General features: G+C 34.0%; 27 protein-coding genes and 1 pseudogene. 17 read left to right on the top strand and 11 right to left on the bottom strand.

All coding sequences use genetic code 11. The features are described from left to right. Positions 1-67 precede the first annotated feature (67 nt). From Q0358_RS01855 to Q0358_RS01825, 7 genes are read right to left on the bottom strand one after another with little or no spacing between them, the layout of a single operon-like run. Positions 68-1,240 carry a type II secretion system F family protein gene (locus Q0358_RS01855; protein ID WP_299546429.1) on the bottom strand — a complete coding sequence of 391 codons (1,173 nt, stop codon included), beginning with the start codon at positions 1,238-1,240 and terminating at the stop codon, positions 68-70. Next, complete coding sequence (locus Q0358_RS01850; RefSeq protein ID WP_299546427.1) at positions 1,224-2,615, bottom strand: GspE/PulE family protein; 1,392 nt, start codon at positions 2,613-2,615, stop codon at positions 1,224-1,226. The genes Q0358_RS01855 and Q0358_RS01850 overlap by 17 nt, the downstream gene beginning before the upstream one ends. Then, on the bottom strand, positions 2,612-3,235 hold the full coding sequence (locus Q0358_RS01845; RefSeq protein ID WP_299546425.1) for an SH3 domain-containing protein: 624 nt from the start codon (positions 3,233-3,235) through the stop codon (positions 2,612-2,614). The genes Q0358_RS01850 and Q0358_RS01845 overlap by 4 nt, the downstream gene beginning before the upstream one ends. Next, on the bottom strand, positions 3,235-4,695 hold the full coding sequence (gene mshL, locus Q0358_RS01840; protein ID WP_299546423.1) for a pilus (MSHA type) biogenesis protein MshL: 1,461 nt from the start codon (positions 4,693-4,695) through the stop codon (positions 3,235-3,237). Before mshL ends, Q0358_RS01845 begins: the two co-directional genes overlap by 1 nt. Next, positions 4,692-4,982 carry a hypothetical protein gene (locus Q0358_RS01835; RefSeq protein ID WP_299546421.1) on the bottom strand — a complete coding sequence of 97 codons (291 nt, stop codon included), beginning with the start codon at positions 4,980-4,982 and terminating at the stop codon, positions 4,692-4,694. The genes mshL and Q0358_RS01835 overlap by 4 nt, the downstream gene beginning before the upstream one ends. Further along, complete coding sequence (locus Q0358_RS01830) at positions 4,982-5,536, bottom strand: hypothetical protein (RefSeq protein WP_299546419.1); 555 nt, start codon at positions 5,534-5,536, stop codon at positions 4,982-4,984. Before Q0358_RS01830 ends, Q0358_RS01835 begins: the two co-directional genes overlap by 1 nt. Next, positions 5,533-6,606 (bottom strand): hypothetical protein, encoded by a 1,074-nt coding sequence (locus tag Q0358_RS01825; protein ID WP_299546417.1) that lies wholly within the window; start codon positions 6,604-6,606, stop codon positions 5,533-5,535. The genes Q0358_RS01830 and Q0358_RS01825 overlap by 4 nt, the downstream gene beginning before the upstream one ends. 90 nt (positions 6,607-6,696) lie before the next feature. Between Q0358_RS01825 and Q0358_RS01820 the strand changes: the two genes are divergently transcribed. The 5 genes and pseudogenes from Q0358_RS01820 (at position 6,697) to Q0358_RS01800 (ending at position 8,895) form a co-directional block, all read left to right on the top strand. Continuing rightward, a complete protein-coding gene (locus Q0358_RS01820; protein ID WP_299546415.1) occupies positions 6,697-6,930 on the top strand; it encodes a hypothetical protein in 234 nt (77 codons plus the stop codon). Beyond that, positions 6,930-7,709 (top strand): type II secretion system protein, encoded by a 780-nt coding sequence (locus Q0358_RS01815; protein WP_299546413.1) that lies wholly within the window; start codon positions 6,930-6,932, stop codon positions 7,707-7,709. The genes Q0358_RS01820 and Q0358_RS01815 overlap by 1 nt, the downstream gene beginning before the upstream one ends. Further along, positions 7,709-8,122, top strand: coding sequence for a hypothetical protein (locus Q0358_RS01810; RefSeq protein WP_299546411.1), 414 nt, complete (start codon positions 7,709-7,711; stop codon positions 8,120-8,122). Before Q0358_RS01815 ends, Q0358_RS01810 begins: the two co-directional genes overlap by 1 nt. A 54-nt stretch (positions 8,123-8,176) precedes the next feature. Beyond that, a pseudogene (locus Q0358_RS01805) lies at positions 8,177-8,488 on the top strand (SMR family transporter); the annotation flags it as partial. 92 nt (positions 8,489-8,580) lie between these two features. After that, on the top strand, positions 8,581-8,895 hold the full coding sequence (locus tag Q0358_RS01800) for a multidrug efflux SMR transporter (protein ID WP_299546407.1): 315 nt from the start codon (positions 8,581-8,583) through the stop codon (positions 8,893-8,895). On the opposite strand, the gene Q0358_RS01795 is transcribed toward Q0358_RS01800, so the two are convergent. Next, on the bottom strand, positions 8,888-9,682 hold the full coding sequence (locus tag Q0358_RS01795; RefSeq protein WP_299546405.1) for a TatD family hydrolase: 795 nt from the start codon (positions 9,680-9,682) through the stop codon (positions 8,888-8,890). The genes Q0358_RS01800 and Q0358_RS01795 overlap by 8 nt on opposite strands. A 59-nt stretch (positions 9,683-9,741) precedes the next feature. Between Q0358_RS01795 and ribE the strand changes: the two genes are divergently transcribed. From ribE to Q0358_RS01740, 12 genes are all read left to right on the top strand, one after another. Next, a complete protein-coding gene (gene ribE, locus Q0358_RS01790; RefSeq protein WP_299546403.1) occupies positions 9,742-10,356 on the top strand; it encodes a riboflavin synthase in 615 nt (204 codons plus the stop codon). Beyond that, positions 10,356-10,640, top strand: a complete 285-nt coding sequence (locus Q0358_RS01785) for an EscU/YscU/HrcU family type III secretion system export apparatus switch protein (protein WP_299546401.1) — start codon at positions 10,356-10,358, stop codon at positions 10,638-10,640. Before ribE ends, Q0358_RS01785 begins: the two co-directional genes overlap by 1 nt. A 57-nt stretch (positions 10,641-10,697) precedes the next feature. Next, entirely contained in the window at positions 10,698-12,035 is a 1,338-nt protein-coding gene (gene ffh / locus Q0358_RS01780) for a signal recognition particle protein (protein ID WP_299546399.1), read from the top strand. Between the two features lie 123 nt (positions 12,036-12,158). Beyond that, a complete protein-coding gene (rpsP, locus tag Q0358_RS01775) occupies positions 12,159-12,386 on the top strand; it encodes a 30S ribosomal protein S16 (protein ID WP_299546397.1) in 228 nt (75 codons plus the stop codon). After that, entirely contained in the window at positions 12,387-12,626 is a 240-nt protein-coding gene (locus tag Q0358_RS01770) for a KH domain-containing protein (protein ID WP_299546395.1), read from the top strand. Next, positions 12,626-13,171, top strand: a complete 546-nt coding sequence (gene rimM / locus Q0358_RS01765; RefSeq protein ID WP_299546393.1) for a ribosome maturation factor RimM — start codon at positions 12,626-12,628, stop codon at positions 13,169-13,171. The genes Q0358_RS01770 and rimM overlap by 1 nt, the downstream gene beginning before the upstream one ends. Next, positions 13,171-13,875, top strand: coding sequence for a tRNA (guanosine(37)-N1)-methyltransferase TrmD (gene trmD / locus Q0358_RS01760; protein WP_299546392.1), 705 nt, complete (start codon positions 13,171-13,173; stop codon positions 13,873-13,875). Before rimM ends, trmD begins: the two co-directional genes overlap by 1 nt. Further along, on the top strand, positions 13,865-14,221 hold the full coding sequence (rplS, locus tag Q0358_RS01755) for a 50S ribosomal protein L19 (RefSeq protein WP_034290067.1): 357 nt from the start codon (positions 13,865-13,867) through the stop codon (positions 14,219-14,221). The genes trmD and rplS overlap by 11 nt, the downstream gene beginning before the upstream one ends. 670 nt (positions 14,222-14,891) lie before the next feature. Further along, complete coding sequence (locus tag Q0358_RS08420) at positions 14,892-15,050, top strand: DUF6471 domain-containing protein (RefSeq protein WP_317381185.1); 159 nt, start codon at positions 14,892-14,894, stop codon at positions 15,048-15,050. Positions 15,051-15,155: 105 nt separating this feature from the next. Beyond that, entirely contained in the window at positions 15,156-17,237 is a 2,082-nt protein-coding gene (locus Q0358_RS01750) for an N-6 DNA methylase (protein ID WP_299546387.1), read from the top strand. Then, positions 17,237-18,709, top strand: coding sequence for a hypothetical protein (locus Q0358_RS01745; protein WP_299546385.1), 1,473 nt, complete (start codon positions 17,237-17,239; stop codon positions 18,707-18,709). Before Q0358_RS01750 ends, Q0358_RS01745 begins: the two co-directional genes overlap by 1 nt. A gap of 171 nt (positions 18,710-18,880) precedes the next feature. Continuing rightward, entirely contained in the window at positions 18,881-19,156 is a 276-nt protein-coding gene (locus Q0358_RS01740; protein ID WP_299546383.1) for a helix-hairpin-helix domain-containing protein, read from the top strand. Between the two features lie 85 nt (positions 19,157-19,241). Here Q0358_RS01740 and Q0358_RS01735 read toward each other — a convergent pair whose 3' ends face one another. The 3 genes from Q0358_RS01735 to Q0358_RS01725 form a co-directional block, all read right to left on the bottom strand. After that, entirely contained in the window at positions 19,242-19,814 is a 573-nt protein-coding gene (locus Q0358_RS01735; RefSeq protein WP_299546381.1) for an HAD family hydrolase, read from the bottom strand. Further along, positions 19,811-20,359 (bottom strand): queuosine precursor transporter, encoded by a 549-nt coding sequence (locus Q0358_RS01730; RefSeq protein ID WP_299546379.1) that lies wholly within the window; start codon positions 20,357-20,359, stop codon positions 19,811-19,813. The genes Q0358_RS01735 and Q0358_RS01730 overlap by 4 nt, the downstream gene beginning before the upstream one ends. Positions 20,360-20,426: 67 nt before the next feature. Then, entirely contained in the window at positions 20,427-21,425 is a 999-nt protein-coding gene (locus tag Q0358_RS01725; protein WP_299546377.1) for an SAM-dependent methyltransferase, read from the bottom strand. Between the last annotated feature and the right edge of the window lie 25 nt (positions 21,426-21,450).

Genomic DNA, 21,450 nt, shown 5'->3' with positions numbered 1-21,450 from the left:
TACTGATTTTATTTAAAATGATAACTTCTTGTATTTTACAGAAAAACCTTGTTTCTTTTAGTAATGCTCACACATTTTGCATTTGTAAAGGTAGTTCCCAAAGGGGCAAAAAGATTCCAAGTGCAAGCCACAAAACAAGCACTCCAAGTACCAAAATCATTACGGGTTCAATCGCTCCTAAAAGTGCTTCTGAATGTGTTTGTAACTCTTCTTGGTAAAGCTCTAGCAAAACTTCAAGACTTTCTAAAAATCCTATTTCATTATGTGTTCCACTCAATAATTGCACCCCAAAGCCATCAAACATTACTCCAAGGGCGTCTTTTATTTCTATCCCTTGTGAAACTTTATGAAAAATTCCGCTTGCTTTATGTGTTAAGTAAGCATTGTGCAAGGATTTTATAGAGATTTCTAAAGTTTCTTGCAAGGGGACTTTAGAGCGATAGAGCCAAAAGAAGCTTAAAAGAAATTGCACTCTTTCAAAATCTCTTAACACTTGCCCTAAAAATGGAGTTTTTAAGAGCAGAAAATCTATACGCCATTTTAAGGATTCCACATTTTTATAAGTCCAAGAAAATATGGCACAAAATAAGACAAAAATCCCCAAACTCAAAACCCCATAATCTAGCACAACTTCACGCATAAAAAGTAGGCTTTGACTCACAAAAGGTAATTGTGTATCTACTCCACTAAATAGCACTTCAAATTGCGGTAGAACAAAGAGTGTAACTCCTAAAAACACACAAACCATTACACAAAAAACTACACTAGGATATAACATAACTTTTGTTAAGATTTTTTTGTTTTTTTGCGTATTTTTAAGGCGTAAAATCACAAGCTCCACAACTTCTAAAAGTAAATTTGATTTTTGCCCTACTAAAAGCATTGCGCAAATAAAATCTGAAAAGCCTGCTTCTTTGAAGCTTTGTGAAAGATTTTTCCCAGAATTTAGAGCAAAAAGTGCCTTTTGAAATCTGATTTTAAGACTTTTATTTTTGCAGTGATTTTGGAGATTTTCTAATAAAGTTTGCAAGGGCAAACGCGCCTTTAATCCAAGTTTAAATTCATAAAATGCACCCAATAAATCCTTGGTGTTAATATTTCTTTGTAGGTCTAAAAAGTTTGGTTTTTGCGTGATTGATAGAATTCTGGCACCTTTTAGGCTTTGTTCTAGTTTTTCTTGTGAGCTAAAAGCTTTTGTATAAATTTTTCCTTGATGTTTATATTTAACAATAAAGCGCATTTTTCACCACACGATACACTTCATATTCATCAGTAATCCCACGCGCAACTAGTTCTTTTGCTTTTTGTTCTAGTGTGAAGTTTGGCGTGGTGGATTTTAAAATTTCTAGCATTTTGGCTTTTTGGATTCCACCTTTTATAAAGCTTTCTAAATCCTTAGAGGCACACACTACCTCAACAATGGCAATTCTCCCAAAATATCCTGTGTAATTGCATTTTGCGCAGCCTTTTGGAGTCCAAACTTCTCGTGTTTTTTGTTTGCAATCACAAAGTTTTCTAAGGAGTCTTTGTGCTAGGATTCCACTTAATGCTTGTGTGATAAAATGCGCTTCTACACCCATATCTAGCAATCTTACAATAGAATCTAATGCGTCATTTGTGTGTAAAGTTGCAAACACTAAATGTCCCGTAAAAGCCGCTTGAATAGCAAGCTGTAAGCTCTCTTTGTCCCGCACTTCACCAAGACTTATTATATCTGGATCTTGCCGTAATACATTGCGTAACACATTGACAAATTCTACATCTTTGCTCATTGCTACTTGATTAATATGTTCTAAGCGATATTCTACTGGATCTTCAAGTGTGATGATTTTTAGATTCCGTTCTTTTAAGAGATTTAAGATTCCATACATTGTTGTGCTTTTTCCACTGCCTGTTGGACCTGTAATTAAAATAAGTCCAAAAGGAAGTGTAGCTAGACTTTTAATTTGTGCGAGCTCTACTTCTTCAAAACCTAAAGACTCTAGTGGCATTAGCGTCTTGTGTTTATCTAAAATTCTAAGCACAATGGATTCCCCTTGCACTAAAGGGAGAGTAGAAACGCGAAAATCAAAGGCATTTTGTGTATTGTTATCCTTTGTTAAGTTTAAACTAAAACGCCCATCTTGTGGGAGTTTGGATTCTGTTAAATTTAAATGTGCTAGAAGTTTTATGCTAGTGCTAAGTGGCGCAAATACCCAAGACTCTAAACAAAATTTTTCCACCAAAACCCCATCAATACGGAATCTAACACGCATATTTTGTAAATCTAATTCTAAATGCACATCACTTGCGCGCTCTAAAACTGCTCTTTGAAGGAGAAAATGCACGAATTCCTGCACACTAGATTTACCATCATTAAATTGCTCTTTAGAATCAATTTCTTCTTGGATTTGTTCTAGTAAATTTTGTAAGGTTTCTTTGATTTCTTCTTCTTGTAAATGTATGAGAAATTTGGATTCTGTAATTTCTGTAAATTCTAATTTAAAGGCTTTAAAAAGAGTTCTCAAAGTGTCTTTGTGAGGATTATTTGCCTTGAGTCCTATGTGTAAGACTTCTTCTTTTTTCTCTAAAATCACAGCTCCAAAATAACGCATTTGTGCGCAAGTTAGTTTCAAATTCTTTCTCCTTTACGCATTTGCTCTAGCAATCCTACAAGCTCTCCATTAGGGTTTTTAGCTAGGATTTTTTGCAAAATCAACATTGCTTCACTTTTGTTTCCCTCCAAATACAAAGCTTTAGTGAAAATCTCCCAGCTTTCGAGATTTTTAGGGTTTTGTTGATTGATTTTTAGTGCAAGCGTTTTAGCTTTTGCGTAATCTTTGTGAAGCATTGCAAGGCGTGCAAGTTGTAAATCGTCTTGTTTGGGCGTTTTTTGTGTGCTTGTGAGTAGGATTTTTGTTTTTGGTAGAGGAGCACTTGCAGCTTTTGGTTGCTCTGCTTTTTGTTGTTGGAGGCTTAAATATTCTATGGCAACATAGCCATCAGCAAGTTGCAAAAAGCCGTTTTCTATTCCAAAATACTCACACACTTGCGTTCCTTTAGGTAAGGCTTGCAGGATTTGTGCTTGTGTGTTTGGGTTTTTACGCACATTAAGCGCACTTGCTTGCACATACAAGCAAGGCTTTTCTTGTTTTTGCGGCGTGTTTTTGGATTCTAATTTTGTATCCCATACAAAAGATTCCATAACCAACACCAAAATTCCAAAACTCATACAAAATAAAGCAACACGCAACATTACTCATCTCCTATTAGTGTATATCCAAGCTTTGCTAAACTTAACTCTTCTTCTTCAACAATGCGTGGCGTGATGATAAAGACAATTTCTTCTGTGCTAATGGAATCTTGCGTGTAAGAAAAGAGTGGTTTAATGAGCGGGATATCTCCTAAAAGTGGAATCTTATTGTTTTCTTTAGCTGTATTTTGCGCAATAAGTCCCCCTAAAATTACTTTTTGATTGTTTTTAACTTTGACAATGGAGCTTAATTGATTTGTTGTAAGATTTGGTGGCGTATCAAACGCATTTGCGGCGATTTTTGTCTGCAAATCTTTAGTTTTTGTAATGGAGGGATTTACTTTGAGCATTATAGAGTCTTCAAAAATCAAAGGTGTAATATCTAGTAAAACCCCCGCAAAAATGCTCGGATATTCGTTGTTTGTATTTGTGAGTGTTGTTTGGGCGTTTGTATTTTGATAAATACTACTTTTTTTATAGCGCAAAATATCTCCAACACTAATCATTGCAGGTTGATTATTAAGTGTTAGAACTTTAGGGTTTGAGATAGAACGCACTTCTCCATAGCTTTTTAAAAACTCTATCACACGATTTAAGCTTAGTCCAGCAGAAAAAATATTTAATCCATATTGCACGCTACTTCCATTACTGCCACCAATGAGATTTAGCCCACTTGTATTTCCAATCTCTCCATTTCCTCCAAGTGTTGCGCCTTCTGTAAAAGGTGGGATTGTAAGATTTTGGAGATTGTATAAAGAATCCCAATTAATTCCCATTGTTTTTGTATCGCTATGGCGCACACTTAGAATTTGCACATCAATTAACACTTGTTTTTGTAATCTTTTATGGAGTTCTTTGATATAAGATTCCACTTTTGCAAGAGATTGCTTGTCGCCTTTTACGCTAATAAGTCCAGCTCCTTTATTGATAATCACGCGTTTATTATCTTTGTTTTCTCCAAGTAAAGCTAAAATTTCTTCTTCAATGTGTTCCCAAAAATTAAAGCCATCTTCGCTTTTGATTAAAATTCCAGATTGACTGACTTTATCGTTAGTATTTGTTGCGCTTTGACTCTCTTCATTGTTGATAGAAACTGCCGTGTTGCTGATTCCTTGCCGATTTGTGCTAAGGTAATTAATCTTAAAGGTTTTTGTCTTTTGAATGCTTAAGCGTAAAATATCTCCACTAAACTCATAGTGTAAATTTGCAGCACTAAAAAGTAATTCTAAGATAAAATCTAAATCCTTATCTTTAATATTAACCATTGATAACTTTTGATTTAAACGCGATTCTACTTCCGCTTCGTTCCACACCACGCTAAAATGACATAAGCTTGAAAACTCACTTAAAATCTCTTGCACGCTTATGGCATATTCTTGCATACTTAAATCAAATACGCGATTCTTACACGCAAAAAGTTCTCCACCAAACACACATAAAAAAACCACCAAAAATCGCTTCATTTTTCTTTGCCTTTTTCTTTAATAAATTTAGGTTTTTCTTTACAGAGTTTTTGTTGAGTTTTAGATTCCATATTTTCTAAAATTACGCAAGAGTCTTGTAAAGCCAAGAGCTTAAAGCTTTCATTTTCGTGCATAAAAGTTGTATGAAGAGAAACCCAGTTACCATTAAGATTTGCTTTAGTGTGCAAGATCCCAAAAAGTCGCAATGTTTTAAAGTCTGCAATACCATAATAAAAAGGATCACTAAAAAGCATTTGTGCCCACATAATTACTAAAAAAACACGCATTAATCTCCTTGGATCTGTAAAATTGCATAGAGTGTTAAATCCCTTGTATTAGGATTCGGATAAAGTTGCATTGCAAAAAAAGAGAGTTTAGGCTGTGCTTGTAAGGATTCCAAAAAATCAAGCATTGCATTGTATTTACCCTTTGCTTCTAGGGTAATCTGTCCTTTTTCTTGTGCAATTTCTACATTATAAAGCGCATTAACATCTGATAATTCTCTTAAAAAATATACGCCAAACTTCTCTAGTGCGAGTCTTTTTCTCTCTTCTTGTAGGGCAATTTTATATTCCATTTCTTCAATTTCTTTATGTGTTGCATCTGTGTCTTGGATATTTAGATTTTTTTGCGATGAAATTTCTTTTTGCAAGACAAGCAGCATACGATTTAACTCCACATTTTGTATATTTTCTTCCGCAATTTTAGCTTTAGCGCCTTCATAAAATAATCCTACCATAAGCCCAAATCCTATCAAAAAACACAGCATAAAAAGCAAGATTATTTCGCGTTTTGAGCGAATTTGCAAAAAAGATTCTATATGTAAAATTAAACCCCTCATCGTTTAATTACGCTCCACACAAATGCTCCATAAATCGCCATTTCTTCTACTTTCCCTAAAGATTCTTTTTCAATTGCTTCTAAAATTTTTAGTGCATTTTCTCCTAAAAGCAACAAAGAAAAACTCTTTTTTTCTAGTCCAAAATATGCGATTTTGACATTTAGCTTTTCTAAATAGGGATTTAATACAAAGATTAGTTGCGCAATTTGAAAATCCTCTTTTTCAAAGTCTTTTAAGGATTCTGCATTTGTTTTGTAGATTGTCTGTAAATTTTCTAACTTTTCTTGCAAATTGATGAGTGTATTTTGTGCTTGTGTGCGGTTTTTGCTGAGTGTTTCAAGCTCATTTTGTAGCGTGTGAATTTGTGCAGTTAGTCCTGCATTTTTTCTTTGATTTAGCAATCCAATAAAGGCTAAAATTATCCACAATACAGCACCCAAAGCAACTCCTGCTACTAAAAACTTACAAGCTACACCTAAATGTGTTTTTAAAAAAGGTTGAGATTTTTCTAGGGGATTAAAATTGCAAGATTCTAGCAATTCTATATTTTCTAAACTTTGTGTTATGTAGTGGATTGTGAATTTGGATTCTAGCTTTTTTAGTAGTTCTTTTTCGGTAAGCGTTGCACTTTCTACTTCCCATAACCAAAACATATTCAAGTTTAAATCCTTTAGCCTTTCAATAGTGTTTTCTAAAGATTCTAATGCGTAAAAATCCACAATATTTTGCTCATTGAATCCCACAAGAATCCAATTTAGATTCCAATCTTTTATTAAAACATAGCCATTTTGAATTTCACACAAAAAACAAGGATGTGTTAAATATTCTGTGGCGTCTTTGACATAATCTGCTAAAATCTCTTTATCTAGTAGCACGCAATGGTAAGCATTTGTGTGCTTGGATAACACAAAGCGCAAAAAATATTCTCTTTCTGTTGGCAGATTTAATACCATACAAATTTTTTCTTCCAAAAAATCGTGTAAGTTTTCACTATTTGCTTGATTTTGCATTTCATTTTTATCTAAAAATAATGTGTAAAAGATGATGCAATCACTTTTAAAACACTTCACAAACTATGATTCCCTAAAAAAATATTTTGATCTTGTAATTTAAACTTAACATAATTTTACTTTTTAATCACAAGTTTATATAATTTTTTTATGAAAGCATTTGCACTCTTAGAATTTTTAGTTTTTATCGCTGTTTTAGGTGTGGTTATTATGGGAATCTTAGGAAATTTCAAGCAAAACTACAAAAAAGATTTACAAAATCCACAAGATTTTTTCTATGAATATGTAACTTTATGTAACAAAATTAGCCAAGATTGTATTTTGGATTCCAAGATTATAACTCCAACCCCCTTTTTTGAAATTAATGCTACAAGAGCGCATTAATGAAACAAAAGAGAGCATTTACGCTTTTAGAAGTTTTACTTGCTGTGATTTTACTAGGAGTTTTTGGGATTTTTGGTTCAAAACTGCTTTTGGGAATTTATCAAAACTACAATCTGCAAAATCAAAACTTCCAAAAACAATTAGAAGCACAAAATGCACTTTTGCAAGTCAAACGCTTGCTTGAGAGTTCATATTTAGAGAGTTTGCAAATCCTGCCTAATGTGCCAATTTCCACAACATCAACAAATCTAATTGGAAAATCACTTATTTTTTATGAAAAGCTAGAGCAATTTGTGTTGCAAGAAGATTTTGCGATTCCGTGTTTTCATGGGGTTTTTGATCCAAAAAGTTTAAAGATTATAAATAGCACTTTGAGTTTAGAGTTTTTGAAGCTTTCTACAAATCCAAACACAACTTGTCCTTTTGGGCTACCAAAAACTGCTCTTTTAATTTCTGAAAATTTTATCTCTCCGCAAGATTTTTACAATCCGAATTTCCAAGGCAGAATTTTACATTTCAATACAGATTCTATCACTTTAGAGATTCCTAATGCGCTGAAGCAGCAACCACTCAATAAAATCTCTCCAAAACTTTATTTTTTAGATTCCCCTACGCGTTTGCATTTTGGAAATTCTCTTATTTTAGAGCAAAATAAAAATTACATCACGCTAGTTGAAAATCTAAGCCATTTTAGTTTAAAAACGCACTCTTTAGGGTTTTATGTGCGCCTTTGTTTGCAAAATGACTATTGTGCTAGCAGTGTAATTGTGGAGCTATGATGCGTAAAGGTCTTGTTTTGTTGCCTTTGATTTTATTTGTGATTTTAGGTGCATTTGTGTTGATTCTCTCCACAAAATTTGAACAAAAAAGTCTTGCATTAGAGACTTTAAATCCACGCATTGTATGGTTAGATCTTCATTTAGTAAGCGTGAAAGAAGCTCTAAAAACTCAATTAAAACATCAAACTTTAACATCTGTTAATTTTACAAAATTTACAATGCAAATTGGGGATTATCACTATATTGCAGTGCTTAAACAATTTAATCCAACACTTGTGCAGACGGCGGAATCCAAAACCATTGCATATTATTTTGTAGATGTTTTTGGGGTTTATAGAGATTCTAGCAAGGCAGTTTTGCAAGAATTTTCTACAAGGCGTAGTTTTGTTTTGCCTATTGTCTTACAACCTTAAAAGGTAGATTAAGCTATAATTTTGCAAGAAAATGGATTTAGTTAAGGGGGCAATTTGGCTTGGCTATTGATTCTTTTAGGTGGGATTGTAGAGATTTTTTGGGTGAGTGGGCTTAAATATTCTACAAGTTTTATGGGGTATTTTTTTACTATTGTTGGAATCTTAGTTTCTTTTACTTGTATGATTTTAGCAATTAAACGCGTGGAAGTTAGCATTGCTTATGCAGTATTTGTAGGGATTGGTGCAGCTGGAGTTGTGTTAAGTGAAATCTTTGTCTTTGGTGCTAGTGTTTCAATGTTGCAACTTATTTTAATTGCACTTTTATTAGTTGGCGTTGTTGGATTAAAGCTTGTTAGTAAAGAAAGTGATGCGCAAGATTCTAAAGCTATTGATGAGATTTCAGAAGTTTTAGGGATTGATGTGCTTGATGATCAAATTGAAGCAGGACGGAATCTAAAATGAGTTGGGCGTTTTTAATGCTTGCTGGATGTATGGAAGTGCTTGGTGTGATTATGATGAAGGTGTATGCAGTTACCTCTAAAAAGCTTTATCTTTTAGGTGTGGCGTTCTTTTTTATGCTAAGTCTTTTGAGCTTGTCTTTAGCCTTGCGTGAAATCCCTATGGGTATGGGATATGCGATATGGACAGGGATTGGCACAGCTGGTGGCGTGTTAGTTGGAATCTTTTTTTACAAAGAGTCGCGTAATGTTTGGAAACTCTTTTTTATTACGCTAATTGTGGCTTGTAGTGTGGGCTTAAAGCTTATTAGTTAAGAGCAAAAAGTCGCGTTGTGTTTGTGTTAATTTGTGCAATTAATTGCTCTTTTGGGAGATTTAAAATTTCTTGCATTTTCTCTAAAACTAAGGGGATATAAGAGGGTTCATTGCGCTTTCCTCTATGTGGGTGGGGCGTTAGATAAGGAGCGTCAGTTTCAAGCAAAAGGGATTCTAAAGGGATTTTTGGCAGGATTTCTACTAGTTTTCTAGCATTTTTAAAGGTTAAAACTCCACCGATTCCATAATAAAAATTAAAAGGTGCAAGTTTTAAAAGCTGAAAATCTGCATTAAAGCAGTGCAAAACGCCGCCTATTAAATCCTTAGCATAAGTTTGTAAAATCTCTAAACTATCATTAGAAGCGTCCCTTATATGCACGATTAAAGGTTTTTTAAACTTAATAGCAAGTTTAATTTGTTCTATAAATACACGCTTTTGAATTGCTTTTATTTCTTCTGTGGTATGGACTTTGAAGTCTTCTAGCTTTTCATCTAAGCAATAGTAATCCAAGCCGCATTCCCCGATTGCTACACATCTTGGGTCGCTTAAAAAAGATTCTATAAAATTAGAATCATAAGCGTATGCAAGATCTGGATGCACGCCACTTGCAAAATATACATTTGTGTGTGCGTTTGCTAAATTTTGTGCCTTTTGTAGGTCTTTAGGGTCTGCTGCTGGGATAATAAAGCGTGAGATCCCTGCATTTTCTGCGCGTTGTAGCATTTCATTAAAATCCATATCAAAGCGTGTATCATCTAAATGACAATGCGTATCACAAAGCTGCATAATAATCCTTTTATGTTACAATTTGCGCATTGTATTAGATTGTAGCTTAAAGGTTAAAAATGTTTACAGGGCTTGTGCGTGAGTTTGGCAGGGTAGAGAGTTTGCAAGGCTCAAGTTTGCGGATTTTAGCAGGGCATAAGCCGCGCATTGGTGATTCCATAGCGGTAAATGGAGCATGTTTAACGGCAGTTGAAGTGTTTAAAGGGGGGTTTGTGCTAGAACTTAGTGAAGAAACACAAAAGCATCTTGCATTAGAATCTTATCAAGGCTTGGTGCATATTGAACCTGCGATGCGTTTAAGCGATAGGTTAGATGGACACATTGTGCAAGGACATATTGATGGGATTGGGACGATTACAAACATTGCTCCACACTCTGTTGGGACAGACTTTTTTATCAAAATAGATTCCAAAATTTCAGCTTTGTGTGTGCCTAAAGGGAGCATTGCAATAAATGGCATTAGTTTAACGATTAATGAAATTTTGGATTCCATATTACGCTTGACAATTATCCCACACACTTTACAAACAACGCTTTTTAGAAATTATAAAGCAGGAGAAAGAGTAAATATAGAAACAGATTGCCTAGCACGAATGGTGCAACACTTTTTAAATCACAAGCAAGATTCTAAACTAAGCTGGGAAGCAGTGGATAGAATCTTAGGGAGTTATTAATGTCATCAAAAATACCACTAAATCAAAAAGCCGTTGCTCTAGCTTATGAGCAAAATAAACAGCGCGCACCAAAGGTGGTTGCTAAAGGAGAAGGATTTTTGGCGCAAAAAATTATTGAAAAAGCAAAGGAGTTTGATATTCCCTTGTTTCAAAGTAAGGCTTTAGTGGATTCTCTAATTCACCTAGAATTAGACGAAGAGATTCCACCTGCATTGTATAAGGCAGTTGTAGAAGTCTTTATTTGGCTTTATCAAACAGAGAAAAAGGCACAAATGAGCAGTTAATCTTTTAAGCAAAAGTATTTTACAATGCGCAGTTTATTTTAATTAAAGGCTTAAAAGTTGTTTGGTGTTATTACAGAAAGTTTCCAAAATGCAATTAGCAAAATTAGATTCCAAGATGATGAAAAGGCGTTAAAGCGCGCGTTAGATGAACTGAAAAAGGCTCTTTTAAAATCTGATGTGCATTATAAAGTTTTAAAAGAACTTTTAGCAGAAGTTGAGAAAAAAACAAAGCTAGCTGGGATTGGCAAAGATAGCTTTTTAAATGCGTTAAAAGAATCTTTAAATACGATTTTAACTGCGCCGGGGAATTACGGATTTATTTTTGCTCCAAAGCCACCAACAATTGTTTTAATGGCAGGCTTGCAAGGGAGTGGTAAAACAACAACAACAGCAAAGCTAGCAAACTACCTAAAAGGCAAGCAAAAAAAAATCTTGCTTGCAGCTTGTGATTTACAAAGATTGGCAGCAGTTGAGCAATTGCGTCAGCTAGCAGCACAAGTAGAAGTGGAGTTTTTTCATCTCGAGGGCAAAAGTGCGGTAGAAATTGCCACAGAAGCTAAGAAAAAAGCAATAGAGGGTTTATATGATGTGCTATTAGTGGATACAGCAGGGCGATTAGCCATTGATGAAGCATTAATGCAAGAATTACAAAGCATTAAAAATGCGATAAACCCCAATGAAGTGCTTTATGTGGTTGATAGTTTAAGTGGGCAAGATGGCGTTAAGAGCGCGGCGACATTTCACGAAAAAATGGATTTAAGCGGTGTAGTTTTAAGCAAGTTTGATGGGGATAGCAAAGGTGGAATAGCACTTTCAATTGCGCATCAGCTTGGGATTCCGCTTAGGTTTATTGGAGTTGGAGAAAAAATTTCAGATTTAGAAGTGTTTATCCCAGAGCGTATTGTAGGGCGATTAATGGGGGCAGGAGATATTCACTCTTTGGCAGAAAAAACAGCTGCTGTAATTAGTGAAAAAGAAGCAAAAGATATTTCTAAAAAAATTAAAAAAGGCAAATTTACTTTTAATGATTTTATCGCGCAACTTGATAATATTAAAAAAATCGGCTCAATGCAGTCTATTTTATCAATGCTCCCGGGACTTGGAAATATGGCAAGTGCGTTAAAAGATGTAGATTTGGATAATTCTAAAGAGATTAAGCAAATGCGTGCAATGGTTTCTTCTATGACACCAAAAGAGCGTGATAATCCGGATTTGTTAAATGGAAGTCGCAAAAAGCGTATTGCAATGGGGGCTGGGATAGATGTTAGTGATGTGAATCGCTTTTTAAAGCAATTTGAAAATGCCGCAAAAATGGCGAAGAAATTTTCTAACAAAGGTGGAATGGGGGATTTAATGAGCTTAATGAAAGACGCAAGAATGGGGCAATTAAGGTAATAAAGCTTTTGTTGCCTTAAAAACATTACTATTTTAAGCGTAAGTTTGTATAAAAGTGAGTAGAATTTCACTTTTATACAGATTTATCTGTAATTTTAAAGTTTTATTTTTAAGGAGCATATTTTGGCAACCGTTATCCGCTTAACAAAAATGGGACGCAAGAAAAAGCCATTTTATAGAATCGTTGTAACTGATAGCAGAAAAAAACGCGATGGTGGTTGGATTGAGTCTATTGGATATTATAATCCCTTAACAGAACCTTCCACGGTGAAATACGATGCGGAGCGTTTAAAATACTGGGTAGGTGTTGGCGCGAAAATGAGTGAGCGCGTGCAAGCAATCACAAAATAAATGGTAGAGAATTTTATAGAATCTTATGTCAAAAAAATCGTAGCAGAACCGGAGAAAATCCGCGTAATTAAGCGTGAGGTTGATACGAATTTTTATGAAATTGAGATTTTATCTTCCTTGCAAGATGCCGGACGATTGATTGGCAAAGATGGAAAGATGATTAGCGCAATCAAGACTTTTATTTCAGGCGTTAAGGCAAAAGACGGAAGCTCTTATCGCGTTGTTGTGAAACCGCAATAATGTATAAAGTTCCAAAAGATTGGGTGAGTGTTGCGAAGATTGGACGCTCACTCGGCTTTAAGGGTGATGTGATTTTACACCTTTTTAGTGATTTTCCAGAATCTTTTAAAGCTGGAAATGTTTATCATACGCCTTTTGGGGACTTAACTTTGGAATCTTATTCTCCACAGAAATCTGTCGCAAAATTTAAAGAAATCAACTCTAAAGAAGAAGCAAAACAAATTGTAAATTGCATTGTGTATTCTACGCAAGAAGAGAGCAAAGAGCAGTGCGCACTAGAAGATAATGCGTTTTTTTGGTTTGAACTTGTTGGGAGTGCGGTTATAGAAAATGATGAGATGTTAGGCGTGGTGAGTGAGATTGATCGTTTTTGCAATCAGGATTATTTGTTTGTAAAAACAGATTCTTCACTTGTGACAAAAGGGCTGCCTAAGAGCTTTTTGATTCCCTATAACGCGCGCTATATTTTAAATGTGGAATCCAAAATGGATTCCACCAAAGCAATCCATACACAATTTTGTAAAGAAATTTTAGAAAACAGCTAATGCGTTTTACTTTTGTTACATTATTTCCGCAATTAATTCAAGGTTATTTTAGTGATTCTATCTTGCATCGTGCGCTTGAATTAGAATTAATGTGTGTGGATTTTGTTAATCCGCGCGATTTTAGTCTAAATAAGTTTTCAAAAGTAGATGATTATCAAGTAGGCGGTGGTGCTGGGTTAGTGCTTGAGCCTTTAGCGTTTGGTTTAGCATTGGATTTCATAAAAACACGGAATCCAAAAACACATATAATTTTTCTAACGCCTTGTGCGAAAACTTTCTTGCAAAATGACGCAAAACGCTTAAGTCAAAAAGAAGATGTAACCTTTGTTTGTGGGCGTTATGAAGGTTTTGATGAGCGATTGATTGAATTGTATGCTGATGAGGTATTTAGTATTGGAGATTTTATTTTAACAGGTGGCGAGTTAGCAGCATTGTGTCTGTGTGATAGTGTGGCAAGACAGATTGATGGTGTGCTTGGGAATCAAGAGTCCCTAAAGGGAGAAAGCTATGAAAAGCATTTGCTTGAAGCACCAAATTTTGTAAAACCACATAGATTTAAAAATTTAACAATTCCTTCAGAGTATTCAAAGGGAAATCACGCTAAAATTGCAGATTTAAAACTAAAAGCCGCAGAGGCAAAGACTAAGTTTCATAGACCAGACCTCTATGTGCGCTACAAACAAGGGTTAAACGATGAGAAATAAATACATTCAGCATTTTGAAGATGCACAAATTGCAGGCAAAGAGATTCCGCAATTTAAAGCAGGAGACACATTAAGAATAGGGATTAGAATCTCTGAAGGAGATAAAACAAGAATCCAAAATTTTGAAGGTGTTTGTATTTCTTTGCGCGGTGTTGGCACAGGAAAGACTTTCACAATTAGAAAAATTGGCGCAAATGGCGTTGGCGTAGAGAGAATTTTCCCAATTTACTCTGAAAGCATTGATAGCATTAAAGTGCTTAAAATTGGACGCGTTAGACGCGCTAAACTTTACTATCTACGCACAAGAAGCGGAAAATCTGCAAGAATTAAAGAGATTAGAAAATAAATTTCTTCTCTGTTCTCCTTGTGAGTTTGCAAATAGATATAAAACCCTTGTGGTGGGGTTTTATCTTTTTTCTTCATTAGTCTTTCTAGTTTCTCTTTTAAAATCTAATCTTTGGGTGTCTTCTTTTGTTAGGGGATTATTTTTAAAAACATTTTCTTTTAGGAGTTGATTAAATTGTTCAATGAAAGAATTTAATTTTTCTTCTTGCGCTTTAGGATAATAAGAGTTGTATTGTTCGCAAAATTATTTAATTTGTTTTTCTAAGTCTTTAGTGAGTTGTGCTAAATTGGCGGATTCTTTAAGATTACATCTCCATATTTCTCTCGCATTGATGCTGTAAATTGCTTGGTTCAGGCTTCTTTGCTATGTTAAGGAATTCTCTTGTGTTTTTATTTCATTAATTTTGTTACTTCTTGATTGTTGGTCTCTATTGCTATATAAAACATATCCTACAAAATCCATAATGGAACTTGTTCTAAAACTTCCTGTGTTATTAGTTTAATGAATTGATAAAATCATTTTTAAATAGTTATTGTTTGATTTTGATTATTGCACAAATTTTTGAGTAAAATCTAAAATTATTTTAGATATTTGCTCTTTAAGCTTATTTATCTTTTTGTTGTTTTTGTAATAGTTTTTCTTGTTTGCCCATAATTGATATAAAATCCAAATGGCAAAAGCTGATATGGATTATCCTAAATTAGTAGAATTACTAAAAAACATAAGCAAAACAAGAGAAAATCTAGCAAATAAAATTAATTGTGGTAAATTGAATTTTGCATTTACATTAATGCTTTTAGATATTATTGGTGTCAAAATCAATTCATGATAGATATTTCATTTTAAAATATTTGAGTAAATTTGCTAAAATTTTTATAATAAAAAACTTAAAAAATAGGGAATAATATGAGGTTTTTAAAGAGCAAAAGCAAATTTGACACTACTATCACGGGGGGGGGAATACACCCAGTTTTTAAGTGAGCATTTAAGCTTTGATAAACAAACAAGCCTTTATAAGAAAGATGGCTCTAAAAATGAGCAGTATTACAAATGGCAGTTTTTATTTGCACTGACAGATTCTGGGCTTTTTGCAAAAGATTATATCGGCACAGAAATCCATCTCCCAAAGGGCAATAAATCCTCCGCTCCACTTAAAATTGACGCAGTCATTTTTGATGATAAAGCGTGGTTTAAAAAATACGAGGACTACCACAAAAATAATAATTTACAAGCTTTACAATGGCTCAAAAGCCACATTTTGTGCGTGATAGAGTTTAAAAAAGAAGATTCTAAAAATATACAAGAAATCTACGAAAAACAGCTTAAAGCCTATATGAAAGAGTGTGAAAATCCCTTTTGCTTAGGCGTTTTATACGACACAGAGCGACTCTATCTTTTTAAAAAGCAAGATTCTAAATTCCTACGCTATTCTCAAAATTTTAATGATAAAGGGCAAGATTCTAAAACAAATGATTTAAATCTACATTTGCCAGACCCCTACGATAATATCCCAGATTTTACGCATTTGCAAAATTTTCAAAATCCAAAGCCTATTCAAAGAGAAAAACGAAGTGTAGATGAGCTAGAAACTATCTCGGGACTAAATTCTACAACGCTAAATCAAGCGATGTTTAGCATACTCCACACACTAGATTCTGTAAGCTTAGTCAATCAAAAGGGCTATGTGATTCTAATCCAAATCCTAGCCCTAAAAATTTATGATGAAAAGCATAATTCCCCCTTACGCTTTTATATTTTAGATGAAGAAAAAAGCTATAAGCAATTAAGCGATACGCCTTTGCAAAATTTCATTAAAAGAATAAGCTCCATTACAGAAAATGCTAAAAATGAATATAAAGAGATTCTAAAAGACAAAGAGCTAGACTATAAAAACGAAAATCACATCAAAGTCTTAATTTCTATCGTCAAAGAGTTTCAAGACTACTCTTTCACGCTTTCTTACAAAAGCGACTTATATCAGCTTATTTTCCACCGCTTTGCAAGCGAATTTACCAAAGGAGACAAAGCGCAGTTTTTAACGCCTTTGCCGCTGATTGATTTTTTAGTAAGCATTGTTAATCCTAGAAATACAGAAAGTGTCATAGACCCCACGGTGGGCATAGCAGACTTTCTCTCTGTCTCTTATGTGAATTCTCACTCTAAGCTAGATGATAAAAATATCTTTGGTATGGATATTGACACCCAGATGATAAACCTAGCCACGCTTAATATGCTGCTAAATGGCGATGGTAATGCAACTTTAGAGCATAAAGCAGGATTAGGCTCTATCTTGCATAAATTTGCTAAAGGCGGTGGGACTTTAAAGCTAGATTCTAATACCAATCAAAATGGCGAGTGGGATAATAGAGCCGATGATAAGGAATTAAGAAAATTTGATGTCGTCCTTACTAATCCACCTTTTGGCGAAAAACGCTCCTTTATCCCCAAAACAAAAGAAGAAAAAGAACTTATAAGCTGCTATGAAACTTGGGATTTTTATAAGAAAAAAGATGGAAGCGGTAGCATTGATTTGGGTGTAGTGTTTTTAGAAAACGCATATAGGATCTTAAAGGATAATGGCAGACTTGGCATAGTGCTATCTAACTCCATAGCAAGTATTGATACGCATAAAGACACTAGAGCGTGGCTAATGGAAAAAATGCGTATTGTAGCTATTTTTGACCTACCTGCAAATACCTTTGCTGAAACAGGTGTCAATGTCTCTTTAATCGTAGCTTATAAGCCAGAAAAAGACGAGCTTGAACGCCTTAAAGCACAAGGATATAGCGTTTTTATCAAAAATATACAAAATATAGGCTATGAGATTAAAACGACAAATCGCGTAAAAAACTTTGTAAATGTATATAAAATCCACCCCGAAAGCTTTGAAGTAGAGCTTGATGAAAACGACAGAGCAAAGCTTGATGAAGACTTTAGCGGGACAATAAGCGAGTTTAGAGAATGGTGCAAAATGCAAGAAGAAAGTCTGCAAAATCTCTTCATTAAGGCAAAATAATGGCTTACATAGATATCCCACAAGAAATAAGCTTTAAAGAAGTGCTAGAAAATGGCTGCAATCTCTCAAGCAATGCCTATAAATATTTAACAACAGAAAAAATAAAACAAGCCTTATCAAAAAAATATGAAAACTTATTGCAAGATTTTTATTCTCTTGATGGCTATGCCTTTTCATCAAACATTTTTACTGCAAATTCAAATAATGCCCTGCCGCTCATACAAATTTCAAATGTTAATCAAAGCGATTTTTACATTTCAACACAATTTAATAGATTTATTCCCAAAATCCACATTAAAGAAAAATTTTTACTCAACAAACCTTGTGTGCTTCTTTCTCTCACAGGCGGGGAAAATCAAGGTAATATAAGTGCATTTTATAAGGGAAATGAAACTTTTTTACTTAATCAAAGAGTTTCCGCATATTTTCATAAATCCAACGAATCCAGTTTTCTTTATTTGTTTTTAGCTTTTACAAAACATCAGTTTTTTAAATCACAAATGCAAGGTAAAGGTGGCATACAAAAAAATATTATTACAAGCGATAAAGAAAAACTTTATATACCAAAAATCACAGACAAAAAATTTTTAGATTTTATAGAAACCCTTACAAAATCTATCATTAAAAAAGAAAGCTTGATAAAGCAAAGGCACAAAGCCATTTTAAATACAATAGAAAAAGAACTTTTAGAAAATCAACTCCCAAATACCTTTAGTTACACTTACCCTACTATTGAAGAACTCCAAGAATCCACGAGACTTGATACAGGAATTTACTGCGAAGAGTTTAAAAGACTTGATTTTATGATTAAAAATTATAAAAATGGTGTGTTTTATATAGATAAAGGTAAAATCAAAAGTGGTAGCACACCAAAAACACGCTTTATTGGTAAGGACAAGTTTTTAAAATATCAATGGATAACACCTAGCCATTGTAGTGATTATGGGACAATTAAAGAAGAAGAGAGAATAAATTTTATCGGTAAGCCAAATTTAACACAAGATTGTATTCTTATTACAAACGCAACCTCAAAGGGAAAAAGGGGTGAATATGTGGGGATAGCAACCTTTTATGATTATAGTGATTTTGGTAAAGCTCAATACAATCAACAACTATATAAATTAACTGATAAAAATACAACAAAATTGCTTTTTATACTTTGTTTTTTAAATTGCAAACTTATAAGAGAAATGTGTTCTTATCTTTGTGTTGGCTCTAAAATGAAAGGAATGAAAATAGAACATTTCTTACAAATCCCCTTTCCAAATTTCCCCACAAAGCTACAAGAGCAAATCGCAAAGCTTTATCATAATGAAAACGCAAAGCTACCAGATCCTTTAAGCAAAAATTTCACACAAGATGATGAAGAATTTTGCAACGAAGCTGGAATCTATGAGCTAGATTTAAGCATAAAGCAGTTAAAAAATCTTGTCAATGATGTTATTAATAATATCGTTAATGATAAAACATAGTTTTTAATAGATTATAGATTTTAGAAGAATTTTTGTTTATGCGCATTGTAATACTTCATATTTGTTTCAAAATGTAACTTTATATAAAGATTTTCAAAAATTTTTCAATCACAAAAGTAAAAAATTTTTTAATTAGATACAATGAATCATCTTAACATTTAAGGAGAAAAGATGAAAATTTTAATGGCGTTATTGCTTGCTGTTTCTTGGATTTTTGCGGCAGTAGATTTAAACACAGCTAGCAAGCAAGAGTTAATGAGCGTTAAAGGTGTAGGGGAGATTAAAGCACAAGCGATTTTGGATTATCGCGCAAAGCAACCTTTTAAATCCGTAGAAGATCTTGTTAATGTCAAGGGCTTTGGGGATAAGAGTGTAGAAAAACTCAAAAATGAATTTAGTGTTTCTGAAACAAAAGAATCAACTCATAGCACAGAATCTAAAAAATAAGCGCAAAGATTAGGGATTTAAATTAAATCCCTATTTGAATTCCAACTTTTTAAAATTAATTTTGCAACCATTATGAATAAGAACTTTAACAGAGAATCTTTATAGCTTCTTGTAGATTATTTACTCTGTGTGTTGCATTTGGTGCTTCGTTATTTCCAACTAGAATACGCGTTTTAACGCCTACTTTAAGTCCCGCTTGCATATCTGTATCTTTATCGCCTAAAATATAAGAATCGTAATGTTCAAGATCTAAATTGAAGTCTTTTATGGCTTGTTCTAGCATTTTAGAGTTAGGCTTACGACAAGCACATTGCTCTTCTTTGGTATGTGGGCAAAAATACACTCCATCAAAGCCTATGTTTTTTGGCATAAAACCACTTTGACGCAAAGGGATCGTAAGGCAGGATTTAATACAGCTTTGCATAAAGGATGTGAGAATTTCAAAGTCTTTTTGCGTGAAGATTCCACGATTAATGCCTGATTGATTGGTTACCACAAAACACAGCGCATCTTGTTTTTTTAGCTCCAAAAAGAGCTCCATAAAAAAGGGAGCGAAATAAAAAGTGTCAATCTTATATCCATAGGGAGCGTCTTCAAGATTTACAACATCATCGCGGTCAAAAAACACAACCTTGCGTTTTTTGGATTCCACACTCATCGCGCAAACACCCCAAAGAGTTTTTGCATTTTAATCCCAAAGAGATAAAAAAGTGGAGTATTTGCAAATGCAAAAATGAATTTCATTAGATAATCTCCAAGCATTAACATTAACACATTTTGCCAAGGCATAACAAATAAAAACGCAATATGAAAGAAAATCATCGTATCAATAAATTGAGAAAATGCTGTGCTTCCAGCACTTCTTAGCCACCAAATTTTTGGTAATTTAGATTTAATCCAGTAAAATGCATAAACATCAGCTTGTTGAGAGATGAAAAACGCACTGACGCTTGCGATTGCAATTCTAAATTCTGCTAGAAACATTGATGGAATAAAGGCAAAAAGGATTCCAAATCGCACAACTTTTAGCACTTCTTGCTTTGTGTAGCGTTCTGCTAGAATATCTGCTAACAAAAAGGTAAAAGGATAGGTAAGCGCACCATAAGTAAAAAAGTCATTTAAGGGAAACTGCACAAGATAGTTTGACGCTACAATTAGCGCGGTAAAGATCATTATAGAGAGAATCATTACAGCATTAGACATTAGAATCCTTTTTTGAAAAATCGTATTGTATGTTTTTAGAGTTTAAGATTTCATAAGAAGCAGGTTTTTAGAGATTTGCAAACACAAAGCCAAAAAATCTTTCTCCAAAAGATCCCGGAGAGATGAGTGTGCGGAGTTTTCCGCTTTGGCGCATATAAGTTTCTAAGCCAAATTTTTCAATATACCAAGCACACATTTTATCTAATCCCATTTCAACTAATGCACGATTTTGGTGATGCATTAGCCAAGTTTTACCCCCAAATTGTGAAAAGATGTGCTGCCAAAGTGTGAAATTGACATCATAAGTCATATCCATAAGAGCAAAGTTTTTTAAGAGTTTTTGATTAGGAGTTTGTGAGTCTAAAAAGAGATTTTCTGTTTTGTGATTTTGATAAAAGCGCAAAGAAAACGCATTGCGCGGCTCTAAACCCCCATAATCAAAACCCATAAAAAGCCATTTTGATGCACAATTTGTTAGAGATTTTACGAAACTAAGGGCGTGTAATGGGATCTCTCCTTTTGTGATTTTAAAGATTTCTGCAATCTCAAGCATTTCTTTGCTTATAGGGGCGAAGGTGAGTTCTAGGCTTTCTTTATGGACAAAAGCCATAGAATCTTGCCAAACTAGCTCGCACGCAAAAGCGTCTAAAAGCTCATTGCTAACAAATAGCAGGCAATCATAATGCGCTTCTTTTAGTTCTTTAAAATTGCAAAATGTATGGAGTTTTAAATTAGGATTCCGTGTTTTAAAGGTGTTTTGTTGTAAGGATTGCAAGGGGATTAGTGGCTCAAGTGTGGCAAAATCTAGCTTGCATTGTGGATTAAAAGCGTTAAAAAATTCCGCAATATCAGCGATTAAATCGCCCTTTTCACTACCGATTTCTACAAGTGCGATTCTGCCTTTTAGCTTCTCTAAAAGACCATAAAGATAAAAGCCCAAAGTATAGCCAAAAAACTTCCCCACACTCACATTTGTATAAAAATCTAAATCCTTGCCGACACGCGCTTGCTTGTAATAGCCTTCTTTGCCAAAAATTGCTCCATCTCCATAGAGCCATTCTTGCATAAAATTCCCAAAGGTTAAGTGATTT

Origin of the sequence: uncultured Helicobacter sp., assembly GCF_937893305.1 — a bacterium.
In the GTDB taxonomy this organism is placed as follows: domain Bacteria; phylum Campylobacterota; class Campylobacteria; order Campylobacterales; family Helicobacteraceae; genus Helicobacter_D.
Note: the sequence above shows the minus strand (reverse complement) of the source record. Positions and strands in the feature narration are given on the sequence as shown.

Bases quoted from the DNA above. Each gene is read 5' to 3' on its own strand.
- Q0358_RS01815 (WP_299546413.1), top strand. From the start codon at position 6,930: ATGAAACAAAAGAGAGCATTTACGCTTTTAGAAGTTTTACTTGCTGTG.
- Q0358_RS01855 (WP_299546429.1), bottom strand. From the start codon at position 1,240: ATGCGCTTTATTGTTAAATATAAACATCAAGGAAAAATTTATACAAAA.
- Q0358_RS01835 (WP_299546421.1), bottom strand. From the start codon at position 4,982: ATGCGTGTTTTTTTAGTAATTATGTGGGCACAAATGCTTTTTAGTGAT.
- Q0358_RS01740 (WP_299546383.1), top strand. From the start codon at position 18,881: ATGAAAATTTTAATGGCGTTATTGCTTGCTGTTTCTTGGATTTTTGCG.
- Q0358_RS01800 (WP_299546407.1), top strand. From the start codon at position 8,581: ATGAGTTGGGCGTTTTTAATGCTTGCTGGATGTATGGAAGTGCTTGGT.
- Q0358_RS01725 (WP_299546377.1), bottom strand. From the start codon at position 21,425: ATGCAAGAATGGCTCTATGGAGATGGAGCAATTTTTGGCAAAGAAGGC.
- Q0358_RS01770 (WP_299546395.1), top strand. From the start codon at position 12,387: ATGGTAGAGAATTTTATAGAATCTTATGTCAAAAAAATCGTAGCAGAA.
- Q0358_RS01845 (WP_299546425.1), bottom strand. From the start codon at position 3,235: ATGTTGCGTGTTGCTTTATTTTGTATGAGTTTTGGAATTTTGGTGTTG.
- Q0358_RS01745 (WP_299546385.1), top strand. From the start codon at position 17,237: ATGGCTTACATAGATATCCCACAAGAAATAAGCTTTAAAGAAGTGCTA.
- Q0358_RS08420 (WP_317381185.1), top strand. From the start codon at position 14,892: ATGGCAAAAGCTGATATGGATTATCCTAAATTAGTAGAATTACTAAAA.
- rplS (WP_034290067.1), top strand. From the start codon at position 13,865: ATGAGAAATAAATACATTCAGCATTTTGAAGATGCACAAATTGCAGGC.
- Q0358_RS01795 (WP_299546405.1), bottom strand. From the start codon at position 9,682: ATGCAGCTTTGTGATACGCATTGTCATTTAGATGATACACGCTTTGAT.
- Q0358_RS01730 (WP_299546379.1), bottom strand. From the start codon at position 20,359: ATGTCTAATGCTGTAATGATTCTCTCTATAATGATCTTTACCGCGCTA.
- Q0358_RS01735 (WP_299546381.1), bottom strand. From the start codon at position 19,814: ATGAGTGTGGAATCCAAAAAACGCAAGGTTGTGTTTTTTGACCGCGAT.
- ribE (WP_299546403.1), top strand. From the start codon at position 9,742: ATGTTTACAGGGCTTGTGCGTGAGTTTGGCAGGGTAGAGAGTTTGCAA.
- Q0358_RS01820 (WP_299546415.1), top strand. From the start codon at position 6,697: ATGAAAGCATTTGCACTCTTAGAATTTTTAGTTTTTATCGCTGTTTTA.
- trmD (WP_299546392.1), top strand. From the start codon at position 13,171: ATGCGTTTTACTTTTGTTACATTATTTCCGCAATTAATTCAAGGTTAT.
- Q0358_RS01785 (WP_299546401.1), top strand. From the start codon at position 10,356: ATGTCATCAAAAATACCACTAAATCAAAAAGCCGTTGCTCTAGCTTAT.
- rimM (WP_299546393.1), top strand. From the start codon at position 12,626: ATGTATAAAGTTCCAAAAGATTGGGTGAGTGTTGCGAAGATTGGACGC.
- Q0358_RS01810 (WP_299546411.1), top strand. From the start codon at position 7,709: ATGCGTAAAGGTCTTGTTTTGTTGCCTTTGATTTTATTTGTGATTTTA.
- mshL (WP_299546423.1), bottom strand. From the start codon at position 4,695: ATGAAGCGATTTTTGGTGGTTTTTTTATGTGTGTTTGGTGGAGAACTT.
- Q0358_RS01830 (WP_299546419.1), bottom strand. From the start codon at position 5,536: ATGAGGGGTTTAATTTTACATATAGAATCTTTTTTGCAAATTCGCTCA.